Genomic DNA, 23,737 nt, shown 5'->3' with positions numbered 1-23,737 from the left:
TCAGCCGAACGTGAAAAATAGTCTTCAGCTATGCCGACTACCATGCTCTGGAGAAGCAGCAGAAGGGAGCCTGGGAATAGGTTATCGGGGGAACCAGTATTGGCAGCGCGACCTGGCAGCTCAGAATGGAGCGAGAACAGTAAATAGGGGTCAGTCCACTGCCCCCTCTATGGAACTGCGCCGGAAGAAAATCAGCGCCTTAATTCCTCCGCGAAAGGGGGCAGGATACTAGCCGGTGGAGTATGCAGACCGGAACCGTGCGGTTGCAAATCAGCGACTGAGTGGGAGCAAGGCCCGGTGGAAATGGACAACAGATTATAACCGTCGGTCGATAGCGGAAACGGCGATGTACAGAGTAAAGCACTATTCGGGGAGTCGCTGACACTGCGTGATTATGATGGTCAGGTCGCAGAGGTTCTGGCCATGGTACGTGCGCTGAACAAAATGACGAAGGCAGGTATGCCAGAAAGCGTACGTATCGCCTGAAAACCTGACCGCTACGGAGATGCTTACCCAAAATCTGATTTATTCAACAAAGCCCTTATAGGAATAATCCTAACTACTCATTTTGTTTGAGCCGGAATAATGAAATAAGGCTCTCTTTCATATGATAAGTACAAGTGAAAGAGCAATAAAAACAAGATGGAATAAATCATTATGTCTTACACTATTTTCATCAAACGTTTATGGCAGAGCGAAAATTCAACAATAAGTGAATTCTCGATATCCGGCACTGAAATCTCCGGTTATTTTCTGGAACGCCCCGGGCCGGATACGACGGAAGCAAATTTACGAAAAAGAATTCCTGACGGTTCCTATAGCTTGAAATGGCATGCCAGCGGCAGAATGCGGAAATTCAGTCCATTACCTAATTTGTTCAATGCGAGTGTACCCTCAAGTCGCGCTATACTGATCCATCCAGGCAACGTTCCCGCCGACACGGATGGTTGTTTATTGCCCGGGAAGTCAAAAGGAGATGACCGAATAGGGCAAAGTCTGGGGTTATATGAAGAGATTAAGCAATTGATGGTTGATAAAGGGATAGAAAATTTTAATGTATTAATCACCTCATGCTACGTGGATTGCAAAAAATGAAAAAATACGCCAGCTTGATGTTCCTTCTTTTTATTTCTGTGTTCTCTCTTCGCGTAATGGCGACGGTGGAAATAAAGAACGGTGTACTCCAGGCTTACTGGCAACCGAACTGGAATGCTGATGCAACGGTCAATACGCCAGAGTTAGAGTTTCGCTATTTTGCCTTGGGTAATAAAAGGAAAGATAACAAAATAATTGATATTACTGCTAAAGGCAGTGAAGCGCAGAAGATCGCATTTATCAAAAAGAACTTTAAGAATATCCCGGATAACTTCTTTACCTTTAAAGAGTGGTACGTTAACCAACCCGGTACGATTAAAGTACCTGCGGTGGTTAACTATATGGAGTGCAACACAGATAACTATAAAGCCGATCTGCAGTCATTTCAGCCGGATAATGCTGCGCAAAACGCTGACGATATGATGGCCCAGAATTTTGGCGGCTGTGGATCAGAAACGCCTTATCTCGTGTTGTATCAGTTGAAAGAGGGTGAAAAAACGTTATCCCTTAAAAGCGAGGCCAGTGAAACAGCTTCAGATTTGGCCTCAGTCAATAGTAATGAAACGCTGGCTAAAATCAGAACCGTCGATAAAGCGTGGATCTATGTTGCAGTTTACGACGAAGCGGAAAAAGGGCATCTGAGCAACAAACGTGGGTTTGTTAAACTGAGCTCTCTGACACCGCTGAACTGATAACGTGTATTAGCTCAAACTTTTTCTGAACATGGACATCATCTTCAGTGGGGATGTTTCATGAACTAAATGAGTGGTGGACTAAATTTAACATAAGATAGATTATCCACATCATCTATGTAGTAGCAAAGTTGTAATGTCCGTTCTGGGCTAAGTAGATGTCTGGACTGACCCCGCCCCGGTAGACGATTCTGCCCTATAGTTTGAGTATAGCACCTGTCCTCGAACCCGATTACGAAGCATGTTGGTGATACAACGGATCCCATGCTTCATTATTTTTCAGCATTGCGTTAAGGATGGTCAGTAGTTTTCTGATGCAGGCGGTCAGTGCAACCTTTTTTGGTTTTCCTGCGGCAACGAGGCGTGTATAGAATTCTTTAATTACTGGGTTGTGCCTCGTCCCGACCAGTGCGGACATATAGAGAGCTGTTCGGACGGAGGCTCGCCCTCCAAATACCGTTCGGCGACCGCGCATTGTGCCGGAATCTCTGTTTACTGGAGCAACCCCAATAAGCGCACTAATTTCACGTTGTGACAACGTTCCAAGCTCCGGAACCTCAGCCAGCAGCACGGCAACAGTCGCTGCACCAACACCTTTAACGGCGCTCAATAATGCAGATAATTCACTGAAATTTTTCGAAATATAGGCTGACATTTCAGCTTCTATACGAGCCATTTCACTTTTTAATACCGAAATAATAAATCTGATACTTTCATGATTCTGAGGATGCGATGGATGCAATCTGTTTCGCTCAGCTGTAAGCATTATCGTTAATTGTCGGCGTATGACCACCATTGCTGCCAGCAACTGCCTGTGAGCATCAGGTAAGGGACGAATATATTTTTCCCGCTCAGGATGCTGGTTAATAACTTTTGCCATTTGTAGCAGGACTCTGGCATCTATTTGGTCGGTCTTAGCCAGATAGCCCATTGCGCGGGCAAAATCTCGCGCCTGTCGGGGATTGATAACAACCACATCAAAACCTTCAGACTGAAGATAGCCAGCCACACCAGACTCAAGTCCCCCGGTGGCTTCCATCAGGATCAGTTGAGTTTCATTTCGCTTTAACTCTTTGAGTATCTGATTAAAACCGCCATTTTCATTTGGCACAGTGAATGACTGGGCAATATTGCTGATTGCAATATCCAGAGTGCTTTTCGAAACATCAATGCCTGCACAACGTTGATTTGACACGCTCATCTATACCCCTCCTTGCAAATACGATTTGAAGTTCAGACAACTGTTCGGGCTTCAGATGAACGACTCAGCTTGTGCGTCAGTCGCTATGCTGCGGGCTTGAATAACCCCAGGAGGAATCGGACTACACGGGCTTTGCCAAATCTAAGCCAGAACATAGTAATCCACTTTCAAGATACAAGGAGGAGCGTATGGGCACACCACGATTTACACCTGAATTTAAGGAAGAAGCCGTCCGTCAGATAACACCGCAGACAGCCGTTTCACCGCCGCTTGTGCTTCTTGCGCACTGGTAAAATTGGTAAATCCCATCAATAGCCCGTTTTGCGGCGGGGTGCCTGCATCCCATTCACTGAGCGCCTTGACACCCAGCCCAGCCGCCAGCGCCGCCGTTGCCAGTGCTTTATCGGATTGATGTTCATTCAGGTAAGCCAGAACCTGTATTCCCCCGGCCTGTGGCTGGATGTGCAGAGAGGAGCCGAAAACACGTTCAAGTGCCTCTACAAGATAACCGCGCCTGATGGCGTACAACTGACGCATTTTGCGCAAATGGCGGGCAAAATGCCCCTGTTGCATAAACGCTGCCACCATCGCTTGCGGCAGAATCGATCCCGGCCCTGGCCAGTGATTAACGGCCTCGTCAAAGGTCAGTTGCAAAGAGGGGGGCACCACCACGTAGGCCAGACGTAAGCCGGGAAAAAGAACCTTACTAAAGGTGCCGGTATAAAGCACACGTTGCTCATGGTCGAGGCTTTTCAGGGCCGGGAGTGGGTGGCCCTGGTAGCGGAACTCACTGTCGTAGTCATCCTCTATGATCCAGGCATCTTTTTGATTCGCCCACGCCAGCAATGCCAGGCGTCGGGGTAAGGACAGCGCGACGCCTGTGGGGCTTTGGTGAGAAGGGGTAACGACGGCAAAACGGGCGTTCGGTGCCAGTTGCTCCCCGGTGGCAACCTGTAGCCCCTCTTTATCTACCGGAACGGGTGTCAGCGTCATGCCCATTTGCTGCAAAAAGTATCTGCCGGGAAAGTAGCCGGGGTTTTCATACCAGCCTCCGTCGCCGGCTCGTAACACGGTGCGACACAACAGTTCAAGCGCCCCCTGATAGCCGATGGTAATAAAGACCTGCTCCGGCGTGCAGGCGATACCGCGAGAGATACCCAGGTAGGTGGCGATGGCTTCCCGAAGGGGCGCATATCCGGCCGGATCGGGCTGAGTCATCATCGTTGACTCAATCAGGCGCAGTGTTTGTGCTGACAGGCGAGACCATATTTTTCGTGGGAACGCGTCCAGCGCCGGAACACCTGGCTGAAAGGGTAAAATATTTCCCGTCAGGCGCGTCGGACACGCCTGTGCCTCAGAGGTTTTGCGTCCCCGTGGCGGACTTCCGGCATTCGGCAGCCTCGCCAGTTGGGGGGAAACCTGGGTACCTGCCGCTCCCTTCGTTACAAGATAGCCTTCGCTCACCAGCATCTGATACGCCATTTCCACCGTTCCCCGCGCCACGTGAAGCTCGCTGGCGAGATTACGTATTGATGGCACGCGTTCCCCAGGACGTAACCGACCGGCAGTGATGGCGTCGCGATATCGCTGATAAAGCTGCAAATAGAGCGGCGTGTCTGGCTGCCAGGTGGCTTCAGGCATCAGTGCTTTCACGGTCTTTGTCCTGGTCATTTAGATAATTCTTGTCACTGTAGCATAGGTCATCGCGGCGATATATTGCAGCCATCAGACAGGAGAAACGTATGGCGACATTTGAAGTACATAAGGTTGAAAGTGAACGGGCGCTCCATGCCGCGTACCTGGTCATGCGGGAGTTGCGACCACACCTGACCGATGCAGAGAACTTTATTACTCGCGTTCATCGCCAGGCTGAGAAGGGGTATTGCCTGCTGGGCGTCTGGCAGGAGCAAGAGCTACTGGCTCTGGCGGGTTACCGGATCTCTGAAAATCTGCTGTATGGGCGTTTTCTGTATGTTGATGACCTTGTGACGGCGCCCCGTGCACGCAGCCTCGGTCTGGGCGCGATATTAATCGATGCTCTGCGTGAAGAGGCGCGCGCTCAGACTTGTACTCATCTGGTGCTCGATACCGGTTTAGGTAATGCGCTGGGCCAACGTTTCTACTATCGACAAGGCTTGCTGGCGGTAGGTATGCACTTTCGCCAGTCCTTAATATGACGTTTTTTAATAACCGGAGATAACCTGATGAGCACCCCACAACGTTTACCCTATTACACCCTTTCCGCGGAAGCGTATAACGGCTTTGCTGCGACCAAAAAGGCGCTCAGTAAGAGCAGCCTCGGGAAAGCGCTGATTGAGTTAGTCTGGCTGCGCATCTCGCAGATTAACGGCTGCGCATTTTGCCTTGAGATGCACGCCAAAGCCCTGCGTGCCGACGGTGAAAGCGCTGCGCGACTGGACAGCCTGGCAGGCTGGCGGGTCAGCGAATTATTTAGTGAACGTGAACGTGCCGCCCTCGCGTGGACGGAGTCGCTGACGCATGTCGATAAAACGCATGCTCCTGACGAAGACTATACCCCTCTGGCGGCCCATTTCAGCGAAGTTGAAATTTCCGATCTGACCTTTGCGATTGCACTGATGAGCGCATTTAACCGTCTGGCGATCGGCATGCGTCAGTAATCCGTATGTCCGGCTCAGGGACGTGCCGGAATGCGTACTCTGCATCTCAAATGCAGCCCATCCCCGACTCCTTGAGTCCACTATTTTCGCCTGGCCAATCTCCCGGATACCTGTTGTTCTCCTTTGAAAATCATATCTGCGATATGAAGCGGTTCCAGCCGCAAGCATGATCGCGTTGAGATGCTTGTTGCATGGCCATGTTGAGTGGCCTATGATTGCAATTGCAATGATTGCATTTGCAATCCAATCACGCGATAAGGATAAACATGATACAGATAACCCGCGACCTCGCTTTTTATACGGCGGACACGCCAAACGGGCAAAAAGTCAGCATATTTCTGAAAGAAGCCGGCCTGGCGTATGAGCAGTTCGATCTTGATCTTGGCAAGGGGGATCAGCATCAACCCGATTTCCTTAAGATCAACCCGATTGGCAAGATCCCCGTGATTGTTGATCGGCAAACCGGCCTGCGCATTTTTGAGTCGGGTGCCATCCTTTCCTGGCTCTCATCGAAAACGGGGTGTTTGCTGCCCGCGACAGAAGCGGAAAACATTGCCGTGCAACAGTGGCTATTTTTCCAGGTCGGCAGTATCGGCCCAATGCTGGGGCAGTTGTGGTGGTTTTTGCATGGCGCCAAAACGGTCAATGACGAGGCAATAGCGCGATACCAGGCGCAATCACTGCGTCTGTACCAGGTTGTGGATACACGGCTCAGTGAGTCTGCTTTCCTCGCCGGTGAAAACTATAGCATTGCTGATATTGCCGCATTCACCTGGCTGCGAACCTGGGACGAGCTGAGACTGAACATTACGCCTTACCCGCACGTCAAGCGGTGGCTTCATGTGATCGCCGCGCGACCGGCGGTACAAGCGGGACTTCATGCGAGTAAGCCGGCTTCCAGAGCAACGAGGCAACGCTCAACCTCCAGTGAGGAGTAAGTCTATGGCGTGGACCTGTTTGTTTCTTGCTGCAGCCCTTGAGATCGTGATGGGCATTTCCCTCAAATTAAACGCGGGATGGACCCGGCTCGGGGCAAGTATCATTGCCGTTATGGCTGGGCTGGGCAGTATTTACTTGCTTGCATTGGCGTTGCGTTCCCTACCTGTTGGAATGGCTTATGCCATGTGGACCGGCACAGGAACGATTGGGCTGGTGCTTGCGGGTATGCTGATTTTTCAGGATGAGATGAGCTGGCCCCGGATGTGTTTTATGGGACTGACTTTTATTGGCATTATCGGATTACGTTTTTGCGAAACAACGGGGTAAGCGCATCATTGGCCCGGCTGGCGGTAGCGCCTCTACGTTAATGACACAGTGGCTTAACAGGCCGCTGTGCTAAAACAGAGAATATCGACAGGAACCCTGACCTCTTAATTTTATCGGTAATAACGCAGATCTTATCTTCCCCTGGCTTTTTCACCGGTCAGCGTTAACACCGTGCTTGTGATAATGGCGACGACTTTACCGTCCTCGCGCGCTATTTCGCACCGGTAGTGGCTGATTGTTTTACCGCGATGTTCCACCCTGGCGGTAGCCAACAAACGTGAACGCCATACGGGGCGCAGGAACGTGGTTTTAATGTCGATGCTGGTAAAACTTTCATCCTTTTTCATTAAGGTAGAATGCGCCGTTCCAATCGCCGCATCCGCCAGTTCACATAATAGCCCGCCGTGGACGGTACCTTGCTGATTTCCGTGAAGTGCCGGATTGGCATCAAGCGCAAGGGTTGCTGTCGCTTCACCGACATCCACAATACTGAAACCAAGCAGTCGTGAGATGGCAGTGGGATAATTCATATGCGTTGTCATTGTCTCGTCCAGTGTTCCTTGCAACTGGCGCTGCAAAAACTCCAGAACGGGGATATAAACAGTCTTTTCTTTCATCATAACCCTCTGTACGGATAAATACCGCCGCTATGGAAATAACGCAGGGCATTTGTCATTTCCCGGAAATAACCAGAAACGCCCGATGGGTATTATGTAGATGGAAATTTTCGGGAATAAATTAATATTCTCTCAACACTATGTCCGTTATCTGCAAACCGATTTGCCTCCGTATCCCTGGAGGCTTATAAAAACTATTGCAACAGCCCAGACTTTCTACCGGGGATGATTTCTACTTTCGCACCGCGACTATCATTTCCAGCTCAACAGGCGCGCCCCGAGGGAGTTCAGCGACACCTACCGAGGTTCGGGTATGAGTGCCCCTTGCCCCAAGCCTTGCGACGAGTTGATCGGAAGCTCCGTTCATCACCTGGCTTTGCTGGGTAAAACCAGGCGCAGAAGCAATATACCCAACCACTTTAAGCACCTGGATAATATTTTCCTCGCCGCCTGCGGCCTCACTCACTGCCGCAATACAGAGGTCTGCACAAAAAGCAGCAGCCTGTTGGGCGGCAGGGAGATCAATGTCCATTCCCACTTTTCCTGAATAAAGTAGAGTTTCACCTTTACGCGGAAGCTGCCCGCTCACATAAGCCAGCCCGTCATGGATAATAACGGGTACATAATTCCCACCCGGCTTATTCGTTATATGTTCAGTCATCATCTCACCTGTATTTACCATTGCTGCATTCAAAAAAAACGTATTCACGCATGGGTCAGAATACACGCTGACAACCCTGTTTGAGCGGGAATTATTTTCATATTCCAGGCTTGATGATTTGCCCTGGGAAATCCTCACGCAGGTATCACAAGGGGACCACAATGGCTGTCGGTAATAAATGTGGCCAGCAATTCGGCGGGTTGACTCTTACTGACGTTTTCGGCAAAAAGGTGTAACGCGCCTGGCGGTTCGAACCATGTCTGCCCAGCTTTATACGTTTCTGCCGCACTCCCTTCCATTTGCGAGCGCAAAGTGCCTTTCAGGACAAAAGCAGACACTGACCCCGGATGCCGATGGCTCGGTGTATACGCGTCGGGCGGAAAATCAATTACCGCGACGGTAAGAGATTTACCGGGAATGCCGGGCAAAGGCTCACAGGAAACGGGCCTGATGCTTGTTTCGGGACGAGCGACTTCCATGGGGCCGGGCATACCGGACATCTGCATGTTCTGAGAATGTCGATCAGAATAATGGATGTCTGGCGTTGACGCGCCCGGATGATATACCGAATGGACAAAATGCCCTCCGGGGAGCAATGCCGCGCCTGTAGCGGCGATGACGGCGAGCAGCCTGAAAGACAAGGGTCTCTTCCCCAGGGAGAAAGATGAGTTATGTTGTGTAACCATGGGAACCTCTTTTCTGACGAAATGGCGCAACAACGGGCAGTAAAGGGCGTTAGAGACGGAAATCAGCAGACCATCCCAGTGTCTGGATAGCCTTCGCAGAAGTTACAGCAAGCCCGGCGTCTGCAATATTGTATATACCGTGCTCGCCTGTGTTTATGGCGAGCACGGCGGCACAGGCTGCGGCATCAACATGGACCGTCGGTGACGTGCCGGGCATGTCCGCACCGGTCCCAGGACCATAGAGACGCCCGTAACGCAGAACAATCCCTGTGACAGACCCTGGATGACCCAACACCACAGATTCCAGCGCCACAACACCGGAAACGCTGGTAAGGCGAGGTTCGGGGGCCAGCAGATCGAGCGGCATTGTTTCATCGCAGGGTTCATTTCCGGGCGCGTAAGTCCAGGCGATACTTTGTGCGATCACGCGCTTCACGCCTGCCGCAACAGCCGCCTGCATCAGACTGGCCGTGCCTTCACGCCGTATGCGTGCGTTTCGGGCAGCAAAATCTGCGGCTTTTGTCGAATCGATAACGCGGGGCAGGTCGGTAAGCTGGTGGATAACGGTATCGGGTTTTGCAAGGCTGACAGCACGCGCCAGTTTTTCGCTGTCAAAAACGTCAACAACAACCGGATGGACCCCTGCGGATTCAAGGCTGCGCGCTTTTTCTTCTGAACGTGTTGTACCGAAAACGGTATAACCTGCTCTCAGTAACAGTGGTACAAGACGCTGACCAATGGCGCCCGTCGCGCCCGCCAGAAAAATCGTTTCGGACATAAAATCACCTCTTCAAAATTGCAATCCATACCTTATCGCGCCAGGGCAGGTTAAACGCTTATTTCAGGATAAGGCTGGCGTTCCTGTATTACTGGGCAGGCTCTATAACGCGTCTGTTTATCCTCAACACGGATTTCAGATGTCATCATTTTCCCCCGGTGTTAAGGCTGAAATATATCCCTGGAATGACCCATGCCACAGGGCCAAGAATTAACAAAAACACCAGGACATTAATCATTGATGAAAGGCGTTAACACCAACCCTGCGACCTGAGATGTTCCTCTGATTGCCGCTTTAGCGCGAATTGTCCACCGGGAGAGCAGATAATCGGGTCTGTTCGCCTCGTGCGGGAACCAGGCAGAAGGACTATTTTGTGAGTCTGGGCATTGTCTAAAGGGGGAATTAAAGGACGATTGTTCCGGCAGCGGCTGGCGCCGCATACGCGTTGTGGGGGTAAACGCCTTCATGCCAAAGGCATACGGGCGTTATTCTGTGACACTGTTAACGCAGCGCCTTTTGTGCACGGGCCGCAGCAGCGGCCTGGTCCAGCGCGGCAGAAAAGGTGCTCTGCTCGTCGGTACTGAACTGGCTCAGAAAAAGTTCCGCCACTGCACTTTCATAGACTTTCCACATCTTCTTGCGTAGCGCACGCCCTTCCATAGTGATGGTGGCATATGCCGCACGACCGTCATCGGGCGAACGGGTGCGCTCGACCAGCCCTTCCTGTTCCAGGCGGTCTACCAGACGCGTGAGATTGTAGCGCTCTATCGCCAGCGCATCGGCCAGTTCATGCATCCGACGGGTGCCACCTTGCCCACTTTCCAGCCCCCAAAGTACGTCGTACCAGGCATAGACGGGCAGTTTCGCGGCTGCCAGACGGCTCTCCACTTCACGAATCATCAGGCGATGAGCGCGTACAAACGAAAACCAGAGATCCGTTTGATTCTTCTCCATGGCGGGCTCCTTTCATTTTTTTAGTTGCAATTGCAATTATACCTGACTTAGCATTGCGAACGCCAGGATTGCATTTGCAATTCATAATCCGGGCTTAATGGTTGTACCACATTCGCTTGATATGTCTGCCTGTGAGCGTGCTTCAACACGTTATTTTTTAAGGAGATCCACCATGAATTCACACCCTGAACTGGTCGATATTGACCCGCTGGAAACGCGAGAGTGGCTGGAGGCGCTGGAGGCAATCATGACGGTTGAAGGCCGTTCACGTGCGCACTACTTGATTGACCGACTTACCGATTTCGATGCGACCCGGCACGGTGATTTCTATGGCCGCGTCACCACTCCCTATGTCAATACGATTGATAAAGACAGGCAACCCGCCTATCCCGGCAATCTCGACATTGAGCAGCGCTTAAATGCGTACATACGCTGGAATGCGATGGTCATGGTGCTGCGTGCCGGCAAGCACTCCAATGTTGGCGGGCACATCGCTACTTACCAGTCCGCGGCGGTGCTTTACGACGTGGGATTCAACCACTTTTTCCGTGGTCGCACCGGGACCTTCGGCGGCGATATGATTTATATCCAGGGCCATTCCGCTCCCGGTATTTACGGGCGCGCCTACCTGGAAGGGCGCATCAGCGAATCACAACTGGACAACTTCCGTCGTGAAGCCGGGCGTGATGGCCTCTCTTCCTACCCACACCCCCGTTTGATGCCCGATTTCTGGCAATTCCCGACGGTATCTATGGGGCTTGGCCCGTTGACTGCGGTCTATCAGGCCCGGTTTATGCGCTATCTCGAGTACCGTGGAATGCTGGAACATCAGAGGCGCAAAGTGTGGGCCTTCCTTGGCGATGGCGAAATGGATCAGCCTGAATCGCTGGCTGCCATCTCGGTCGCAGGGCGAGAACGGCTCGACAACGTCATCTTTGTCGTCAACTGCAATCTCCAGCGTCTTGACGGCCCGGTTCGGGGCAATAGCAAGATCGTTCAGGAGCTTGAAGGGACCTTCAGGGCCGCAGGCTGGAATGTCATCAAGGTGCTGTGGGGCAGCGGCTGGGATGATCTGCTCAGGCGCGACACCAGCGGGCTGCTGCGTCAGCGCATGATGGAGTGTATCGATGGGGAATACCAGACCTTCAAGTCGCAAAACGGCGCCTATGTGCGCGAGCACTTCTTCGGTAAATATCCTGAGTTGCTGGCGCTGGTGGCGCACCTGTCAGACGATGAGATTTGGGCGCTGACACGTGGCGGCCATGATCCAGAAAAGGTCTATGCCGCCTACGCAGAAGCGGTCAGCACAGAAGGTCGCCCTACAGTCGTGCTGGCCAAGACGGTCAAGGGTTTCGGGATGGGTGAGGCTGGCGAAGGCCAGAATATCAACCATCAGTTGAAGAAAATGAGTGCGGATGCGGTGCGTGCCTTTCGCGATCGTTTTTCACTGCCGGTACGCGATGACCAGCTTGAAGAGATGCCTTACCTCAAGCCCGCCCCCGACAGCGAAGAAGCCCGTTACTTCGCGCAACGCAGAGCGATGCTCGGCGGTTATATTCCGTCGCGTTCCCGACAGGTCGAGCCACTTGCGGTGCCGCCGCTCAGTACGTTCGATTCGCAGTTAAAAGGCAGCGGTGAGCGTGAAATCTCGACCACGATCTCCTTCGTGCGTATTCTGACCACGCTGCTCAAAGACCCACATCTGGGCAAACTCGTCATCCCCATCGTGCCGGACGAATCGCGCACCTTTGGTATGGAAGGTCTGTTTCGCCAGATAGGCATCCACTCATTCCTGGGGCAACTTTATACCCCGCAGGATGCCGGACAACTGAGCTACTACAAAGAGGCGAAGGACGGTCAAATCCTGCAGGAAGGTATCAATGAATCCGGCGCAATGGCCTCATGGATTGCGGCAGGGACGGCCTATAGCAACCATGGCCTGCCGACGATCCCTTTCTATATTTTCTATTCCATGTTCGGCTTGCAGCGCGTCGGTGATTTGGCCTGGGCCGCTGGTGATGCGCGCACGCGAGGCTTTCTGCTTGGGGCCACGTCAGGGCGCACCACGCTTATGGGGGAAGGTTTGCAGCACGATGATGGCCACAGCCATGTACTGTCGTCAGTGATCCCCAATTGTATCTCGTATGACCCCACCTTTGCCTATGAACTGGCGGTTATCATTCAGGATGGTCTGCGGCGCATGTATGCCGACCAGGAAGACATCTACTATTACATTACGCTACTCAACGAGAACTATCCCAACCCTGCCATGCCGCAAGGCAGTGAGGATGGCATTCTCAAGGGACTCTACTTGTTGCACGACGGCCAGAAACAGCAATCCGTGGCGGGGCAGAGCAGCGCGCCGCATCTGCAACTGCTGGGCAGCGGCGCGATCCTGCGTGAAGTGATTGCCGCCAGTGAGCTTCTGGCACAGGATTTCGGCGTTTTAAGTGATGTATGGAGTGCGACAAGCCTTACTGAACTGCGCCGGGACGGGCTCGCGACAGAGCGCTGGAATATGCTCCATTCCGAACAGGAACCGCGCATTCCGTATGTTCAACGATGCTTGCAAGACCGGGCTGGCCCTGTCGTTGTGGCGACGGATTACATGAAGATTTTTGGCGACCAGATCCGTCCTTTTATTAACGACCGAAGATTCATCAGCCTCGGTACGGATGGCTTCGGACGTTCAGATACGCGCCAGTCCCTGCGTACATTCTTCGAAGTCGATCGCCATTTTATTGTTCTCGCCGCGATCAAAGTGCTGGCCGATGAAGGCCGTCTGCCTCGCCAGAAAATCCAGGACGCTATCCTTCGTTACAACATTGATCCGGAAAAAATTGACCCAACAGCTATTCAGGTGCCTGGGCGATGAAGAGATACCGTTTATTGAGAACTATCGATTCTCCCTCAGATCTCAGACGTCTGCATCGTCGCGAATTACCGCAACTAACCCAGGAGTTGCGTGCCTTCCTGCTCGATAGCGTTTCCCGCACGGGAGGGCATCTCTCTTCAAACCTGGGCGTGGTTGAACTGACTGTCGCTTTGCATTACGTGTTCGACACGCCTGACGACAGGATTGTCTGGGATGTCGGCCATCAGGCCTACCCACATAAGATTCTGACGGGGCGGAGAGAACGGATGCGAACATTACGACAGAGCGGCGGAATTTCAGGCTTTCCCGTGCGATCAGAATCACCGTATGACGCGTTTGGCACCGCGCATTCGAGCACGTCCATCTCCGCCGCTCTGGGAATGGCCGTCGCAGCGAAACTGCAGAAAGTAAAACGCCATGCGATTGCCGTTATCGGTGATGGTGCGATGAGTGCGGGCATGGCATTTGAAGCCATGAACAACGTTGGCGTCGCGCAAAGCATGCCGTTCATCGTCGTTTTAAATGATAACGGAATGTCGATTTCGCCACCCGTCGGCGCCTTAAATACCTCTCTTTCCCGCCTCACCTCAGACCGTGATGTTGCACGGCGATCGACCGAGGCCGAACACGCAACGACGCCGAATCTCCGTAATACCTTATTCGGGGAGTTTGGGTTTCACTATGTCGGGCCAATAGACGGCCATGACCTGGACGCGCTGATTACCGTTTTAGAAGCGATAAAGCAGCAACCTGGCCCCCATTTTCTGCATGTCGTGACCAAAAAAGGGCAGGGGTATTTCTTCGCTGAACACGATCCCGTGCTTTATCACCAGATTAAAGGGCCATTCAGTCTTGAAGAGGGTATAACGCCGTCGGCAGCGGCAGCGAAGAAAACCTGGTCGCAGGTTTTCGGAGAATGGTTGTGTGATGTCGCTTCGCTGGATTCGCGGGTGGTGGGTATTACGCCGGCGATGGGGGAGGGATCAGGAATGGTGAGGTTCGCAGAAGCGTTTCCTGAACGGTACTTTGATGTGGGTATCGGAGAACAGCATGCCGTGACCTTCGCCGCAGGGCTTGCGGCGGACGGCCTGAAACCTGTTGTCGCTATCTATTCAACCTTTCTCCAGCGGGCCTATGACCAGCTTATCCACGATGTTGCGTTGCAGAATCTGCCTGTCGTCTTTGCTATCGACCGGGCAGGCGTGGTGGGTGCCGATGGCGCCACCCACCTGGGTAGCTATGACATTGCGTTCCTTCGCTGTATCCCCAATATGATCGTGATGGCAGCATCGAATGAAAACGAATGCCGTCAAATGCTTTACACCGCACTGCAACAAGCGTCGCCCACCGCGGTGCGCTATCCACGGGGGGCTGGCACTGGCGTCGAAACGGTTAAACCGATGAGCGCAATTCCCATTAGCAAAGGGGAAATCCTCCGTCATGTGTCGCAAACGTCGAAGATGCACATCGCTATTCTTGCGTTTGGTTCCATGGTTGCACCGGCACTGGGGGCGGCCAGTTTACTCGACGCGACGCTGGCAAACATGCGTTTCATCAAGCCACTTGATAGCGATCTGATTTACCGCTTAGCCACAACGCATGATGCCATCGTGACGGTTGAGGAGGGGTGCGTAATGGGCGGCGCGGGCTCTGCGTGCGCAGAGGCGTTGTCGTCGCTGTGTGTGAGCTTACCCATCTTACATTTGGGCTTACCTGACCATTTTATTGACCATGGCGACCCGCTAACGCTACTGGCTGATTGCGGGCTCGATGCATCGGGTATCGCTACAGCGATTCGAACGCGTTTTCAGCTTCCCTTACCTGAAACACAATGAAGCCCTTAGCCATGCCAGCGCCCGCAATCAGGGGAGGGTTAAACGCTAAGCGGTGCAATAGCGCTTGACAGTATTTCAGTAATCGGTAATCTCATTTATGGGAATAAATTCTCTAAAATGAGATGCATCATGAACAATGAAGATTACAGAGCACGATTAGCCGCACGCCTGGCGGCGCTGCGCTTACAACATAACTGGTCGCTTGAGGAGCTTTCCGCTGCGTCAGGCATCAGCAGGGCATCCTTGTCACGCATTGAACGCAGTGAAGTCAGCCCAACAGCAGAGGTCCTCAACCAACTCTGTATTGTATACGGAATGACGATGTCCCGGCTTATTAGCGAGGTTGAACAGGCTGCGGATAATCTGTTCAGGGTTGACCAACAAACCTTGTGGCAGGATGAGCTTAATGGGTTTGAGCGACGCATGTTAATACCCCCGTCTAATCAATTCAGATGCGAGATGGTTGAAGGAAAATTGCGTCCGGGTGCTTTTATTGAATATTCAAACCCTCCCGTTCAGGGGCTTGAACAATACATATGGTTATCTTCCGGTGAATTAACCATTGCGATGAACAGTGAACAATGGACCTTGAAAGAAGGTGACACTTTACGTTTTCATTTATCAGGCTCTTCATCATTTCGCGCTCATGAAAGCCTCGGTGCCCATTACATTTTGGTGGTATGTAAATCATGATTGAATATGAAATTCTCAGTGCTACACAGGCGCATCAGTGCTTACCGGAATTAGGTGACGTATTAGAGGCTTGTGTAAAGGATGGAGCAAGCGTAGGTTTTACCGATCCCAACGATCGTCGGGCAATAGATAGCTTCTGGAAAGATAAAATTTATAGTCTTGCCAGTCACGACTGCGAGTTATTTATCGCCCGCGATAACGGGTTTTTAGCGGCAACCGTTATCATTAACTATTGCAGAACGCCCAATGGGCGTCATCGTGCTGAAATATCCAAACTGCTTGTTCACCCGCAGGCGCGTCGTCAGGGGATTGCCAGAGAGTTAATGAATCGGGCAGAGGCTATGGCCTGGGAAAAAGAGATCTCATTGCTCGTTCTTGATACACGCAGTGGCGATGTCGCCAGCGATTTATATCTTTCCCTGGGCTGGCAGATAGCCGGGACGATACCCTGTTACGCAAGGTCTATCGATAATACCCTTCATACCACAACGTTTATGTACAAAATTAATAATCCAGATAGATGATTACCGCTAAAAATAAAAGCCGTGGGCAATGGCACTGTCTGTATCAGCAGGCGGGCATCATTGCTCGCTCGCGGAATGCCTTACGCCATTGCGTTGGCGTCGTTTTAAAGCGCCGTCTGAAATGATGGCGCAGCGTTTCAGGCGAGCCGAACCCGGCCTGCTCTGCAACATGATCGATGCTTAGCCTTTCGCTTTCCAGGAGACTACAGGCTTTTTCAAGACGAACGCTGAGCATCCACTCCCCTGGTGAGGTGCCGGTGGCGTCATAAAATCGACGTATAAAGGTTCGACGGCTCATGCCCACTTTACGAGCCAGTTGCTCAATCACCATGGGCGTATTGAGGTGATTGCGCAAATCGTCCAGCAATGGCGCGAGGCTTTTGGTCTGACGTTGCGGAACGGGTTGTTGGATGAGCTGCGCCTGGCTGCCTTCCCGCAGGGGCGGGGTAATCATTCGGCGCGCACAGCGATTGGCGACTTCAATACCGTAATCGCGCCGGATAAGGTGCAGGCATAAATCGACACCCGCAGCGCCGCCCGCCGAGGTGACGATACTGCCTTCATCAACATAGATCATGCTATGTTCCACCTGCACCTCAGGAAACCTCTGCGCAAGAATTTCTGTGCTGTTCCAGTGGGCAGTCGCGCGTTTGCCGTTCAGTAATTCCGTCTCTGCGAGTATAAAACTCCCGGCACAAATCGCGACAAGCCGTGTGCCTTTCTGGTAGGCCTTTTGTAATGCCGCGATAAGCTTTTCCGGGGCCGATTCATAGACGTTGCGCCAGCCGGGAATGACAATGGTTCCGGCATCTTCCAGCAGTTCCAGTCCGCCATCAACCACCATTCGAACACCCCCCTGTGCGCCAAAAGCACCGTCTTCTAACGACGCCACACGCAGATCATAAAGGGGGCGACCCAGCACCTCATCAACGCGTCCAAATGCTTCGGCGGCAATACCAAATTCAAATGTGCAGAGGCATTCATATGCCAGCAGCACCATGCGATGGTTTTTAAGCGTAAAAGAAGGGCGGTGAAGGGGGGCGGCGATCTGCATAGAAACCTTGTTGCTGAAAATGGCACGATCTTGACGATAACTGACACGGGCATGGATTTCTACTGCCACGTAAATCTTTCATGCTGGCGTCCTGTTAACGTTTCACAGGAACTGAGTATGAAGAACATCTTAGCGCTGATGGCGGTGTGTCTGGCCGCATTAATGTCGGGACTGGAAATATCCAGTGTTCCGGTTATTTTGCCCGTGCTGGAAAAGCAGATGCAGGCCAATTTTCGCGAGCTGCAATGGATCATGAATGCCTATACTCTCTCATGCACGGCGGTATTAATGGCGACCGGCACATTAGCGGATAGATATGGGCGTAAACGTATTTTTATTATCAGCATCATTGGCTTTGGCCTGACCTCGGTAATATGCGGCATGGCTGAAAGCGCATTCTGGCTTATCATTGGGCGTTTCTTGCAGGGATTAAGCGGCGGCGCGATGCTAACCAGTCTTATCGCCATACTGTCGTTCCAGTTTCCACAAGGAAAAGCACGTAGCCGGGCGTTTGCCGCCTGGGGGATCACCTTTGGATTTGGGCTTGGATTCGGCCCCATTATTGGCGGGATATTAGTGGCGTGGTTTAGCTGGCAATGGGTATTTTTGGTGCATGGGGTTATTGCTTTGCTCACCCTGGTTCTGGCGTTAAACAACGTCGTGGAATCACGTGATAACACGACAAAAAAACTCGACGTTGCTGGTTTAATGACCCTGACGATGAGCGTTGTTGGTGTTACCTGGCTTATTACTCAGGGCGGGAGTATCGGCTGGAGTAGCCTGGAAGTGCGATTAATTTTTCTTGCGACCTTAATCAGTTCCGCACTCTTTGTAATTATTGAGACACGGCATTCACACCCCATGTTTGATTTCTCTGTGTTTCGCATAAGGCCTTTTTCCGGTGCGCTTATGGGGGCGATTGGCATGAATTTCAGCTTCTGGCCGCTGATGATTTATCTGCCGGTTTATTATCAAAGTGGGCTTGGGTACAGCAGTATGGCGACCGGCATGGCGCTTCTGGCCTACACGCTGCCGACATTATTAATGCCGCCATTGGGGGAAAAATTAGCGCTGCGATTCAACGCTTCGCGCGTCATTCCGCTGGGGCTATTTTGTATAGGCCTGGGGTTTGCGCTGATGGCGCTGGCCGTCACATATCAGCGCAGTTTGCTGCCTGGAGCTCTGCTTTCAGGGATCGCTTTGGGATTGACCAATACGCCAGTCACTAACGCTACCACGGGTGCCGTCGAGCCTGACCGCGTTGGAATGGCATCCGGGATTGATATCAGCGCGCGCTTCATCACGCTTTCCATCAATATTGCCGTCATGGGAAGCCTTCTGGTCTCGGGGATAGCCGAAAGTTTGCAAAACCATATGAACACCGTGAGCGACAAGTCTGTACTGGCAGAACGCATAGCCGGTGGGGCTGAGGTTTCGCTGAGCCGCGATATCATTACTGCGGTGCTTACCGAAGGCTTTTCCGGCGTGCTGATATACGGGGCCGTGGGGGTAGGTTGCCTGTCTCTGGCGAGCTATTTATTGTTTAACCTGAAAACGAAGGCGGCGTGCGGACGAGTAACCTCATGCCCTGATTAAGCACGTGTAGCCCGGGTAAGGTGCCTGCACCGCCATCCGGGAAAACCATGATGGCAATACCGTAACAGGCAACACCGTAACAGGCAACACCGACACTGTCAGCTTATTCCACCTTTACCGACTACCGTCTATCCGCGCGGGTGGAGGGTTGGCAGTAATTTTAATGTAATATTTCACGGCTACAGACCGCGAAACACCGCGTGGATCGCCAGTAAAGGATAGTTTCACAAAGGGTGACGGGGGGATTTCAACCCGCCATGTTGTCTCACCAATAAAGCTGAATTCAACGGCATTCGGCGCTATATGCAGGTCTGCAAACGATCCTGTCAGGTACGCGCCACCCAGCGTCAGCATCTCTTTCACCCCATTATCCAGATCAATCAGCGCAATATTAAGCATTTCCTCGAAGGGCGTATCATCAGTAAGGAATAACAACAGCCGTTTGTCATCCACCTGAACAGCAGCCTCCAGTATCTGAACCGGAACAGTAATACCTGTCCCGTTTTCAGCAATCAGCACCTCGTATTTCCCCATCGCTGTCGTTGTGGGTTCTTCTCTGATTTGAAGCGTAACGTTATCGAGCTGCCTGAACATCATTAATCCTGGTATCCGCTTATTTCTCGTGCTGCTATTGTGCTGCCAGCATAGACGCCTGTCGTATCACTATACAAATCCGAAGCCGCATTGACATTACTGTGCGTCTGGAGATTCTCAACGCATTGCAACGACACAACAGGTCAGAAATAAAAACGACAGCCTCTCACCAGCACCATTAACCATGCTAAGTATTAATGTGTTGAGCAATGAAGCACGATGGCAATATATCGCGAACGTTTCTGTGCATGAACGAAACCATGAATAAACGATGACCGCCTACATCCTCTGTTCTCCTGGCCGGTCGTTCAATTACGTTATTTCACTCGATGGCTAACAGAATGCTTAATTGTGAGCAATGTCGCAAAAATAATGCGGCAAGGTATTCAAAGCGCCAGGAGTCATCTGGCGTTCTCGCTTTTAGAGGTGAAAAGCGCTGAAATAAAATGTCGGTTTTACCTGGTACGTTCATCTGCCGCAAGTATTATCAGAAAATTACCAGTCAACATCGGGGTTGTGCGGCTTGTATAAGTCCTTTGTTCTAATGATCACACTAGTAAAAAAACATAATTACTTAATCCAAAAACGTAATGGATTTTGCGGGCTTACCTGTGTCAGAAAGTATTCCTCATTTATAAAACAAACCGGAGATGTGATTAAAATGAGTGAAAACTTAATACACAATCGACATGATGAGTATCATAAGTTAACTCGTGTGGAACGCATTGGTTATGGGATGGGCGACTTTGCCCAAAACCTGGTTTTTGGTACGATAGGTGGTTTCCTTGCTCTTCACATGCTCACTGTGAATACGATCAGTACAGCAACCGCAGGGTTTATATTTCTTTTTGTCCGTATCATCAATGTCATTTGGGACCCGATGGTAGGAACCTATGTTGACAAAAGAAGTTCAAAAGCTGGTAAATATCGCCCCTGGCTTTTAAGAGCAGGCATTCCTCTCGTTATTCTTTCTGCTTTACTCTTTGCCCCAATTCCTGGGGTGAGAGGTTCAGTTCCCTTTGCTTTTATTATTTACCTTGCCCTGGATTTAGTCTATTCCGTTGTAAATATCCCTTATGGTTCTCTTAATGCTTCATTAACAAGGGATCCTGAGTCAATTGATAAGCTTACAAGTACACGAATGATGCTGGCCAACAGTGCCAATCTGCTTGTCTACACGCTGTTCCCTATGTTTGTGCAAATGGCTGCGCCAAAAGATAGAAGCCTCAAGGATACGGGTTTTTTTGGTCTACATCTCAATCTGGGGAATTATACCGATCCTTCTGCTAACTACGCCTGGTTTGGTGTTTACTCTATTTATATGGTTATTGGGGCTGTTGCTCTTTTCCTTTGCTATAAATTAACCAAAGAACGCGTCGTCGCTACCGAAGAACAAACAGCTAACGTAAAAACGACAGACCTCTTCCTTGAACTCAAAAATAACCGACCGCTGGTTATTCTCGGATTATTTTTCATGCTGGCCTTTACCTTCATGTTTGTCATGAACACGGCTAATGGCTTTTTCAATCAGTTTGTTGTCGGCCACTCAGAATGGATGGGGGCTGTGGGTCTGGTAGCCTCAATCCCTGGTATCTTATTCCCGGTTTTTTGGCCAAAACTTAAGAAGATTTTCGGTAAAAAAGGTTTTTTCCATCTTTTCCTGGGCATGTTTATTGTCGGTGAATTTCTCACTTACATTTGGTCACTCGGCGGAATGCATGATGCCCTCTGGCTTGCGTACATCGCCACCTTTATTAAACAGTGGGGCTTAACATCGGCTACTGGCTTTATGTGGGCGCTTGTTCCGGAAGTGATTGCCTATGGCGAATTGAAATCAGGCAAGCGAAATGCCGCAATCATTAACGCGATTATGGGCATTTTCTTCAAGATAGGTTTTACGATTGGCGGCGCGCTTCCTCTGTGGTTACTGGCCGGTTATGGCTTTAACGAAACCAGTGTATATCAGCATGCCAATGCTATCGCCGGAATAAATATGACGGCTATCTGGATCCCGGTGGTGTTAGCCATTATGTCGATGGTTGCCATTCACTTCTATCCAATTTCAGATGACACTGTCAATGATATCAACCGTCAACTTGATGAGATTCGTGTATAGTTCAAAAATTAAAAATGATAATAAATACAAAATGGATAATTTAAAAAGGTAAACGATATGTCAGTTATTCAAAACCCTATATTACCTGGATTTAACCCAGACCCAAGTATTATCCGTGTAGACGACACGTACTATATTGCGAACTCCACATTTGAATGGTTCCCTGGCGTTCGTTTACATGAGTCAAAAGACCTGGAACACTGGAATCTTCTGCCGTCGCCATTGTCTACCACCGCGCTGTTAGATATGAAAGGCAATCCTTCCTCTGGTGGGATTTGGGCACCGGATCTCTCTTATGCTGACGGCAAATTCTGGTTAGTGTATACGGATGTCAAAGTCACAGAGGGTGCCTTTAAAGACATGACAAACTACCTGTCCACCGCAACCGACATTCGCGGGCCCTGGACAGATCCCATTAAGCTTAATGGCGTCGGTTTTGACGCGTCACTTTTCCATGACGACGATGGCCGTAAATATTTAGTTCAACAAACCTGGGACCATCGGGAATACCATCACCCCTTTGACGGCATCACGCTGACTGAGTTTGATACCCGCACCCTAAAATTGAAACCAGAAACCGCGCGTACCCTTTATCGGGGCACTGCCGTTGCACTTGTTGAGGGGCCGCATCTCTACAAAATAAACGGATATTATTATCTCTTTGCCGCTCAGGGAGGCACCGTTTTCACCCACCAGGAGGTGGTTGCGCGTTCGAAAACCCTGGATGCCAATAGTTTTGAAACAGAGCCCGGCGACGTTTTCTTAACGAACGTCGATACCCCGGACAGCTACATCCAAAAACAGGGGCATGGCGCGTTGGTTTCGACGCCCAAAGGTGAATGGTATTACGCTTCGCTCTGCGCTCGTCCATGGAATCGTGCCGGTGAGTCCGCCTATGATCCTCGCGGTTGGTCAACCCTGGGCCGGGAAACGTCTCTCCAGAAAGTATTTTGGGATGAAGAGGGCTGGCCGCGTATCGAAGGCGGCCACGGGGGGAAAACCTTTGTTGAAGGCCCCGTCGATGCCATTTACACCGAAAGCGCAAAAGACCATAGCCAGTATGACGAGTTTAAAACCGCAACGCTCGATCCCAACTGGAATACACTCCGTGTCCCGTTCAGCGAAAAAATGGGTACCACGGGGGATGGGAAATTAACCTTAGTCGGGCAAGGTTCGTTAGCAAATACCCATGACCTCTCGCTTATTGCCCGACGCTGGCAGGCTTTTTATTTTGATGCTCAAGTTAAAGTGAAATTTAACCCGTTTAATTATCAACAAATGGCAGGGTTAACGAATTACTATAACGATCGTCACTGGAGCTTTGTTTTCATCACCTGGAATGAAATTAATGGATCAGTGATCGAAATAGCTGAGAATAATCGCGGGAAATATACCTCGTATCTGAAAGATGAGGCCATCAAGATCCCGGAAGGCGTTGAGTATGTCTGGTTCCGCACCAAAGTTCGTAAGCAAACTTATACCTATGAATACAGTTTTGATGGGGTGAAATTCACTGAAATCCCGGTCAAACTGGATGCCGCCATTCTTTCTGATGATTATGTTCTACAAAGTTATGGTGGGTTCTTTACCGGGGCGTTCGTTGGTCTGGCGGTAGTGGATTACTCTGGCTATGGCGCCAGCGCAGAGTTTTACCATTTCGCTTACCAGGAACTGGGTGATTCGTTAGTTGCAAATGACACTTATAGCTGGAAGGGGAGCGAATCACGCTTTTGTTAACGGCTAAACGCAGGTTCAGTTAAATCCCGAGAGCATTACTGCAAGGCAAAAAACGTTAGCGATGACCCTAAAAGGATTACTGGTCAGTAGGGGGCCGGTAATCCTTTTTTTAGCAGGTAAACAG

At 51.0% G+C, this 23,737-nt stretch carries 21 protein-coding genes and 2 pseudogenes; 14 read left to right on the top strand and 9 right to left on the bottom strand.

Annotated features, from left to right (window positions below):
* Positions 1-172 precede the first annotated feature (172 nt).
* The 3 genes and pseudogenes from IP582_RS20130 to IP582_RS20120 form a co-directional block, all read left to right on the top strand.
* Positions 173-486, top strand: a pseudogene (locus IP582_RS20130) (transposase); the annotation flags it as partial.
* 171 nt (positions 487-657) lie between these two features.
* On the top strand, positions 658-1,095 hold the full coding sequence (locus IP582_RS20125) for a DUF5675 family protein (RefSeq protein WP_161586832.1): 438 nt from the start codon (positions 658-660) through the stop codon (positions 1,093-1,095).
* On the top strand, positions 1,092-1,787 hold the full coding sequence (locus IP582_RS20120; RefSeq protein ID WP_193794248.1) for a hypothetical protein: 696 nt from the start codon (positions 1,092-1,094) through the stop codon (positions 1,785-1,787). The genes IP582_RS20125 and IP582_RS20120 overlap by 4 nt, the downstream gene beginning before the upstream one ends.
* Before the next feature lie 232 nt (positions 1,788-2,019).
* On the opposite strand, the gene IP582_RS20115 is transcribed toward IP582_RS20120, so the two are convergent.
* The gene (locus IP582_RS20115) at positions 2,020-2,988 is read right to left on the bottom strand and encodes an IS110 family transposase (protein ID WP_193794247.1); all 969 of its coding nucleotides are present in this window, start codon (positions 2,986-2,988) and stop codon (positions 2,020-2,022) included.
* Between the two features lie 441 nt (positions 2,989-3,429).
* Positions 3,430-4,629: pseudogene (locus tag IP582_RS20110) on the bottom strand (PLP-dependent aminotransferase family protein); the annotation flags it as partial.
* A gap of 101 nt (positions 4,630-4,730) precedes the next feature.
* On the opposite strand from IP582_RS20110, the gene IP582_RS20105 reads away from it, so the two are divergent.
* The 4 genes from IP582_RS20105 to IP582_RS20090 all read left to right on the top strand — a co-directional run bounded on the left by IP582_RS20105 (position 4,731) and on the right by IP582_RS20090 (position 6,893).
* Positions 4,731-5,165, top strand: coding sequence for a GNAT family N-acetyltransferase (locus IP582_RS20105; RefSeq protein WP_193794246.1), 435 nt, complete (start codon positions 4,731-4,733; stop codon positions 5,163-5,165).
* 27 nt (positions 5,166-5,192) lie between these two features.
* Entirely contained in the window at positions 5,193-5,627 is a 435-nt protein-coding gene (locus tag IP582_RS20100; RefSeq protein ID WP_193794245.1) for a carboxymuconolactone decarboxylase family protein, read from the top strand.
* Positions 5,628-5,893: 266 nt separating this feature from the next.
* Entirely contained in the window at positions 5,894-6,565 is a 672-nt protein-coding gene (locus tag IP582_RS20095; RefSeq protein WP_193794244.1) for a glutathione S-transferase family protein, read from the top strand.
* Positions 6,566-6,569: 4 nt separating this feature from the next.
* A complete protein-coding gene (locus tag IP582_RS20090) occupies positions 6,570-6,893 on the top strand; it encodes a multidrug efflux SMR transporter (RefSeq protein ID WP_193794243.1) in 324 nt (107 codons plus the stop codon).
* A 131-nt stretch (positions 6,894-7,024) separates the two neighbouring features.
* On the opposite strand, the gene IP582_RS20085 is transcribed toward IP582_RS20090, so the two are convergent.
* From IP582_RS20085 to IP582_RS20065, 5 genes are all read right to left on the bottom strand, one after another.
* Positions 7,025-7,513, bottom strand: a complete 489-nt coding sequence (locus tag IP582_RS20085; RefSeq protein WP_228007918.1) for a PaaI family thioesterase — start codon at positions 7,511-7,513, stop codon at positions 7,025-7,027.
* A 229-nt stretch (positions 7,514-7,742) separates the two neighbouring features.
* Positions 7,743-8,309, bottom strand: coding sequence for a RidA family protein (locus IP582_RS20080; RefSeq protein ID WP_228007917.1), 567 nt, complete (start codon positions 8,307-8,309; stop codon positions 7,743-7,745).
* Positions 8,306-8,857, bottom strand: coding sequence for a cupin domain-containing protein (locus IP582_RS20075; protein WP_193794242.1), 552 nt, complete (start codon positions 8,855-8,857; stop codon positions 8,306-8,308). The genes IP582_RS20080 and IP582_RS20075 overlap by 4 nt, the downstream gene beginning before the upstream one ends.
* 49 nt (positions 8,858-8,906) lie before the next feature.
* Entirely contained in the window at positions 8,907-9,635 is a 729-nt protein-coding gene (locus IP582_RS20070; protein WP_193794241.1) for an NAD(P)-dependent oxidoreductase, read from the bottom strand.
* Positions 9,636-10,136: 501 nt separating this feature from the next.
* The gene (locus tag IP582_RS20065) at positions 10,137-10,589 is read right to left on the bottom strand and encodes a MarR family winged helix-turn-helix transcriptional regulator (protein WP_193794240.1); all 453 of its coding nucleotides are present in this window, start codon (positions 10,587-10,589) and stop codon (positions 10,137-10,139) included.
* Positions 10,590-10,761: 172 nt separating this feature from the next.
* On the opposite strand from IP582_RS20065, the gene aceE reads away from it, so the two are divergent.
* From aceE to IP582_RS20045, 4 genes are all read left to right on the top strand, one after another.
* Complete coding sequence (gene aceE / locus IP582_RS20060; RefSeq protein ID WP_193794239.1) at positions 10,762-13,464, top strand: pyruvate dehydrogenase (acetyl-transferring), homodimeric type; 2,703 nt, start codon at positions 10,762-10,764, stop codon at positions 13,462-13,464.
* Positions 13,461-15,299 (top strand): 1-deoxy-D-xylulose-5-phosphate synthase, encoded by a 1,839-nt coding sequence (dxs, locus tag IP582_RS20055; RefSeq protein ID WP_193794238.1) that lies wholly within the window; start codon positions 13,461-13,463, stop codon positions 15,297-15,299. The genes aceE and dxs overlap by 4 nt, the downstream gene beginning before the upstream one ends.
* Before the next feature lie 129 nt (positions 15,300-15,428).
* The gene (locus IP582_RS20050; RefSeq protein ID WP_193794237.1) at positions 15,429-15,992 is read left to right on the top strand and encodes a helix-turn-helix domain-containing protein; all 564 of its coding nucleotides are present in this window, start codon (positions 15,429-15,431) and stop codon (positions 15,990-15,992) included.
* Positions 15,989-16,516: a GNAT family N-acetyltransferase gene (locus tag IP582_RS20045; RefSeq protein ID WP_193794236.1), complete on the top strand. Its 528-nt coding sequence runs from the start codon at positions 15,989-15,991 to the stop codon at positions 16,514-16,516. Before IP582_RS20050 ends, IP582_RS20045 begins: the two co-directional genes overlap by 4 nt.
* A 43-nt stretch (positions 16,517-16,559) precedes the next feature.
* On the opposite strand, the gene IP582_RS20040 is transcribed toward IP582_RS20045, so the two are convergent.
* The gene (locus IP582_RS20040; protein WP_193796317.1) at positions 16,560-17,570 is read right to left on the bottom strand and encodes a helix-turn-helix domain-containing protein; all 1,011 of its coding nucleotides are present in this window, start codon (positions 17,568-17,570) and stop codon (positions 16,560-16,562) included.
* Between the two features lie 117 nt (positions 17,571-17,687).
* Between IP582_RS20040 and IP582_RS20035 the strand changes: the two genes are divergently transcribed.
* Positions 17,688-19,166, top strand: a complete 1,479-nt coding sequence (locus tag IP582_RS20035; protein ID WP_193794235.1) for an MFS transporter — start codon at positions 17,688-17,690, stop codon at positions 19,164-19,166.
* Between the two features lie 114 nt (positions 19,167-19,280).
* Here the strand turns inward: IP582_RS20035 and IP582_RS20030 are convergent, their stop codons facing one another.
* Positions 19,281-19,763 carry a hypothetical protein gene (locus IP582_RS20030; protein ID WP_228007916.1) on the bottom strand — a complete coding sequence of 161 codons (483 nt, stop codon included), beginning with the start codon at positions 19,761-19,763 and terminating at the stop codon, positions 19,281-19,283.
* 673 nt (positions 19,764-20,436) lie between these two features.
* Here IP582_RS20030 and IP582_RS20025 point away from each other — a divergent pair.
* Positions 20,437-21,876, top strand: coding sequence for an MFS transporter (locus IP582_RS20025; protein WP_193796315.1), 1,440 nt, complete (start codon positions 20,437-20,439; stop codon positions 21,874-21,876).
* Positions 21,877-21,933: 57 nt separating this feature from the next.
* Entirely contained in the window at positions 21,934-23,613 is a 1,680-nt protein-coding gene (locus IP582_RS20020; protein ID WP_193794234.1) for a glycoside hydrolase family 43 protein, read from the top strand.
* Positions 23,614-23,737 lie beyond the last annotated feature (124 nt).

It is taken from the genome of Citrobacter sp. BDA59-3, from assembly GCF_015167655.1.
GTDB classification, from domain to species: Bacteria; Pseudomonadota; Gammaproteobacteria; order Enterobacterales; family Enterobacteriaceae; genus Phytobacter; species Phytobacter diazotrophicus.
This window is presented reverse-complemented; position numbering and strand designations above follow the sequence as displayed.

Coding starts and splice junctions, on each gene's coding strand:
- IP582_RS20050 (WP_193794237.1), top strand. CDS start 15,429: ATGAACAATGAAGATTACAGAGCACGATTAGCCGCACGCCTGGCGGCG.
- IP582_RS20090 (WP_193794243.1), top strand. CDS start 6,570: ATGGCGTGGACCTGTTTGTTTCTTGCTGCAGCCCTTGAGATCGTGATG.
- IP582_RS20065 (WP_193794240.1), bottom strand. CDS start 10,589: ATGGAGAAGAATCAAACGGATCTCTGGTTTTCGTTTGTACGCGCTCAT.
- IP582_RS20100 (WP_193794245.1), top strand. CDS start 5,193: ATGAGCACCCCACAACGTTTACCCTATTACACCCTTTCCGCGGAAGCG.
- IP582_RS20085 (WP_228007918.1), bottom strand. CDS start 7,513: ATGATGAAAGAAAAGACTGTTTATATCCCCGTTCTGGAGTTTTTGCAG.
- IP582_RS20105 (WP_193794246.1), top strand. CDS start 4,731: ATGGCGACATTTGAAGTACATAAGGTTGAAAGTGAACGGGCGCTCCAT.
- dxs (WP_193794238.1), top strand. CDS start 13,461: ATGAAGAGATACCGTTTATTGAGAACTATCGATTCTCCCTCAGATCTC.
- IP582_RS20075 (WP_193794242.1), bottom strand. CDS start 8,857: ATGGTTACACAACATAACTCATCTTTCTCCCTGGGGAAGAGACCCTTG.
- IP582_RS20070 (WP_193794241.1), bottom strand. CDS start 9,635: ATGTCCGAAACGATTTTTCTGGCGGGCGCGACGGGCGCCATTGGTCAG.
- IP582_RS20040 (WP_193796317.1), bottom strand. CDS start 17,570: ATGCAGATCGCCGCCCCCCTTCACCGCCCTTCTTTTACGCTTAAAAAC.
- IP582_RS20030 (WP_228007916.1), bottom strand. CDS start 19,763: ATGATGTTCAGGCAGCTCGATAACGTTACGCTTCAAATCAGAGAAGAA.
- IP582_RS20035 (WP_193794235.1), top strand. CDS start 17,688: ATGAAGAACATCTTAGCGCTGATGGCGGTGTGTCTGGCCGCATTAATG.
- aceE (WP_193794239.1), top strand. CDS start 10,762: ATGAATTCACACCCTGAACTGGTCGATATTGACCCGCTGGAAACGCGA.
- IP582_RS20020 (WP_193794234.1), top strand. CDS start 21,934: ATGTCAGTTATTCAAAACCCTATATTACCTGGATTTAACCCAGACCCA.
- IP582_RS20095 (WP_193794244.1), top strand. CDS start 5,894: ATGATACAGATAACCCGCGACCTCGCTTTTTATACGGCGGACACGCCA.
- IP582_RS20115 (WP_193794247.1), bottom strand. CDS start 2,988: ATGAGCGTGTCAAATCAACGTTGTGCAGGCATTGATGTTTCGAAAAGC.
- IP582_RS20125 (WP_161586832.1), top strand. CDS start 658: ATGTCTTACACTATTTTCATCAAACGTTTATGGCAGAGCGAAAATTCA.
- IP582_RS20045 (WP_193794236.1), top strand. CDS start 15,989: ATGATTGAATATGAAATTCTCAGTGCTACACAGGCGCATCAGTGCTTA.
- IP582_RS20120 (WP_193794248.1), top strand. CDS start 1,092: ATGAAAAAATACGCCAGCTTGATGTTCCTTCTTTTTATTTCTGTGTTC.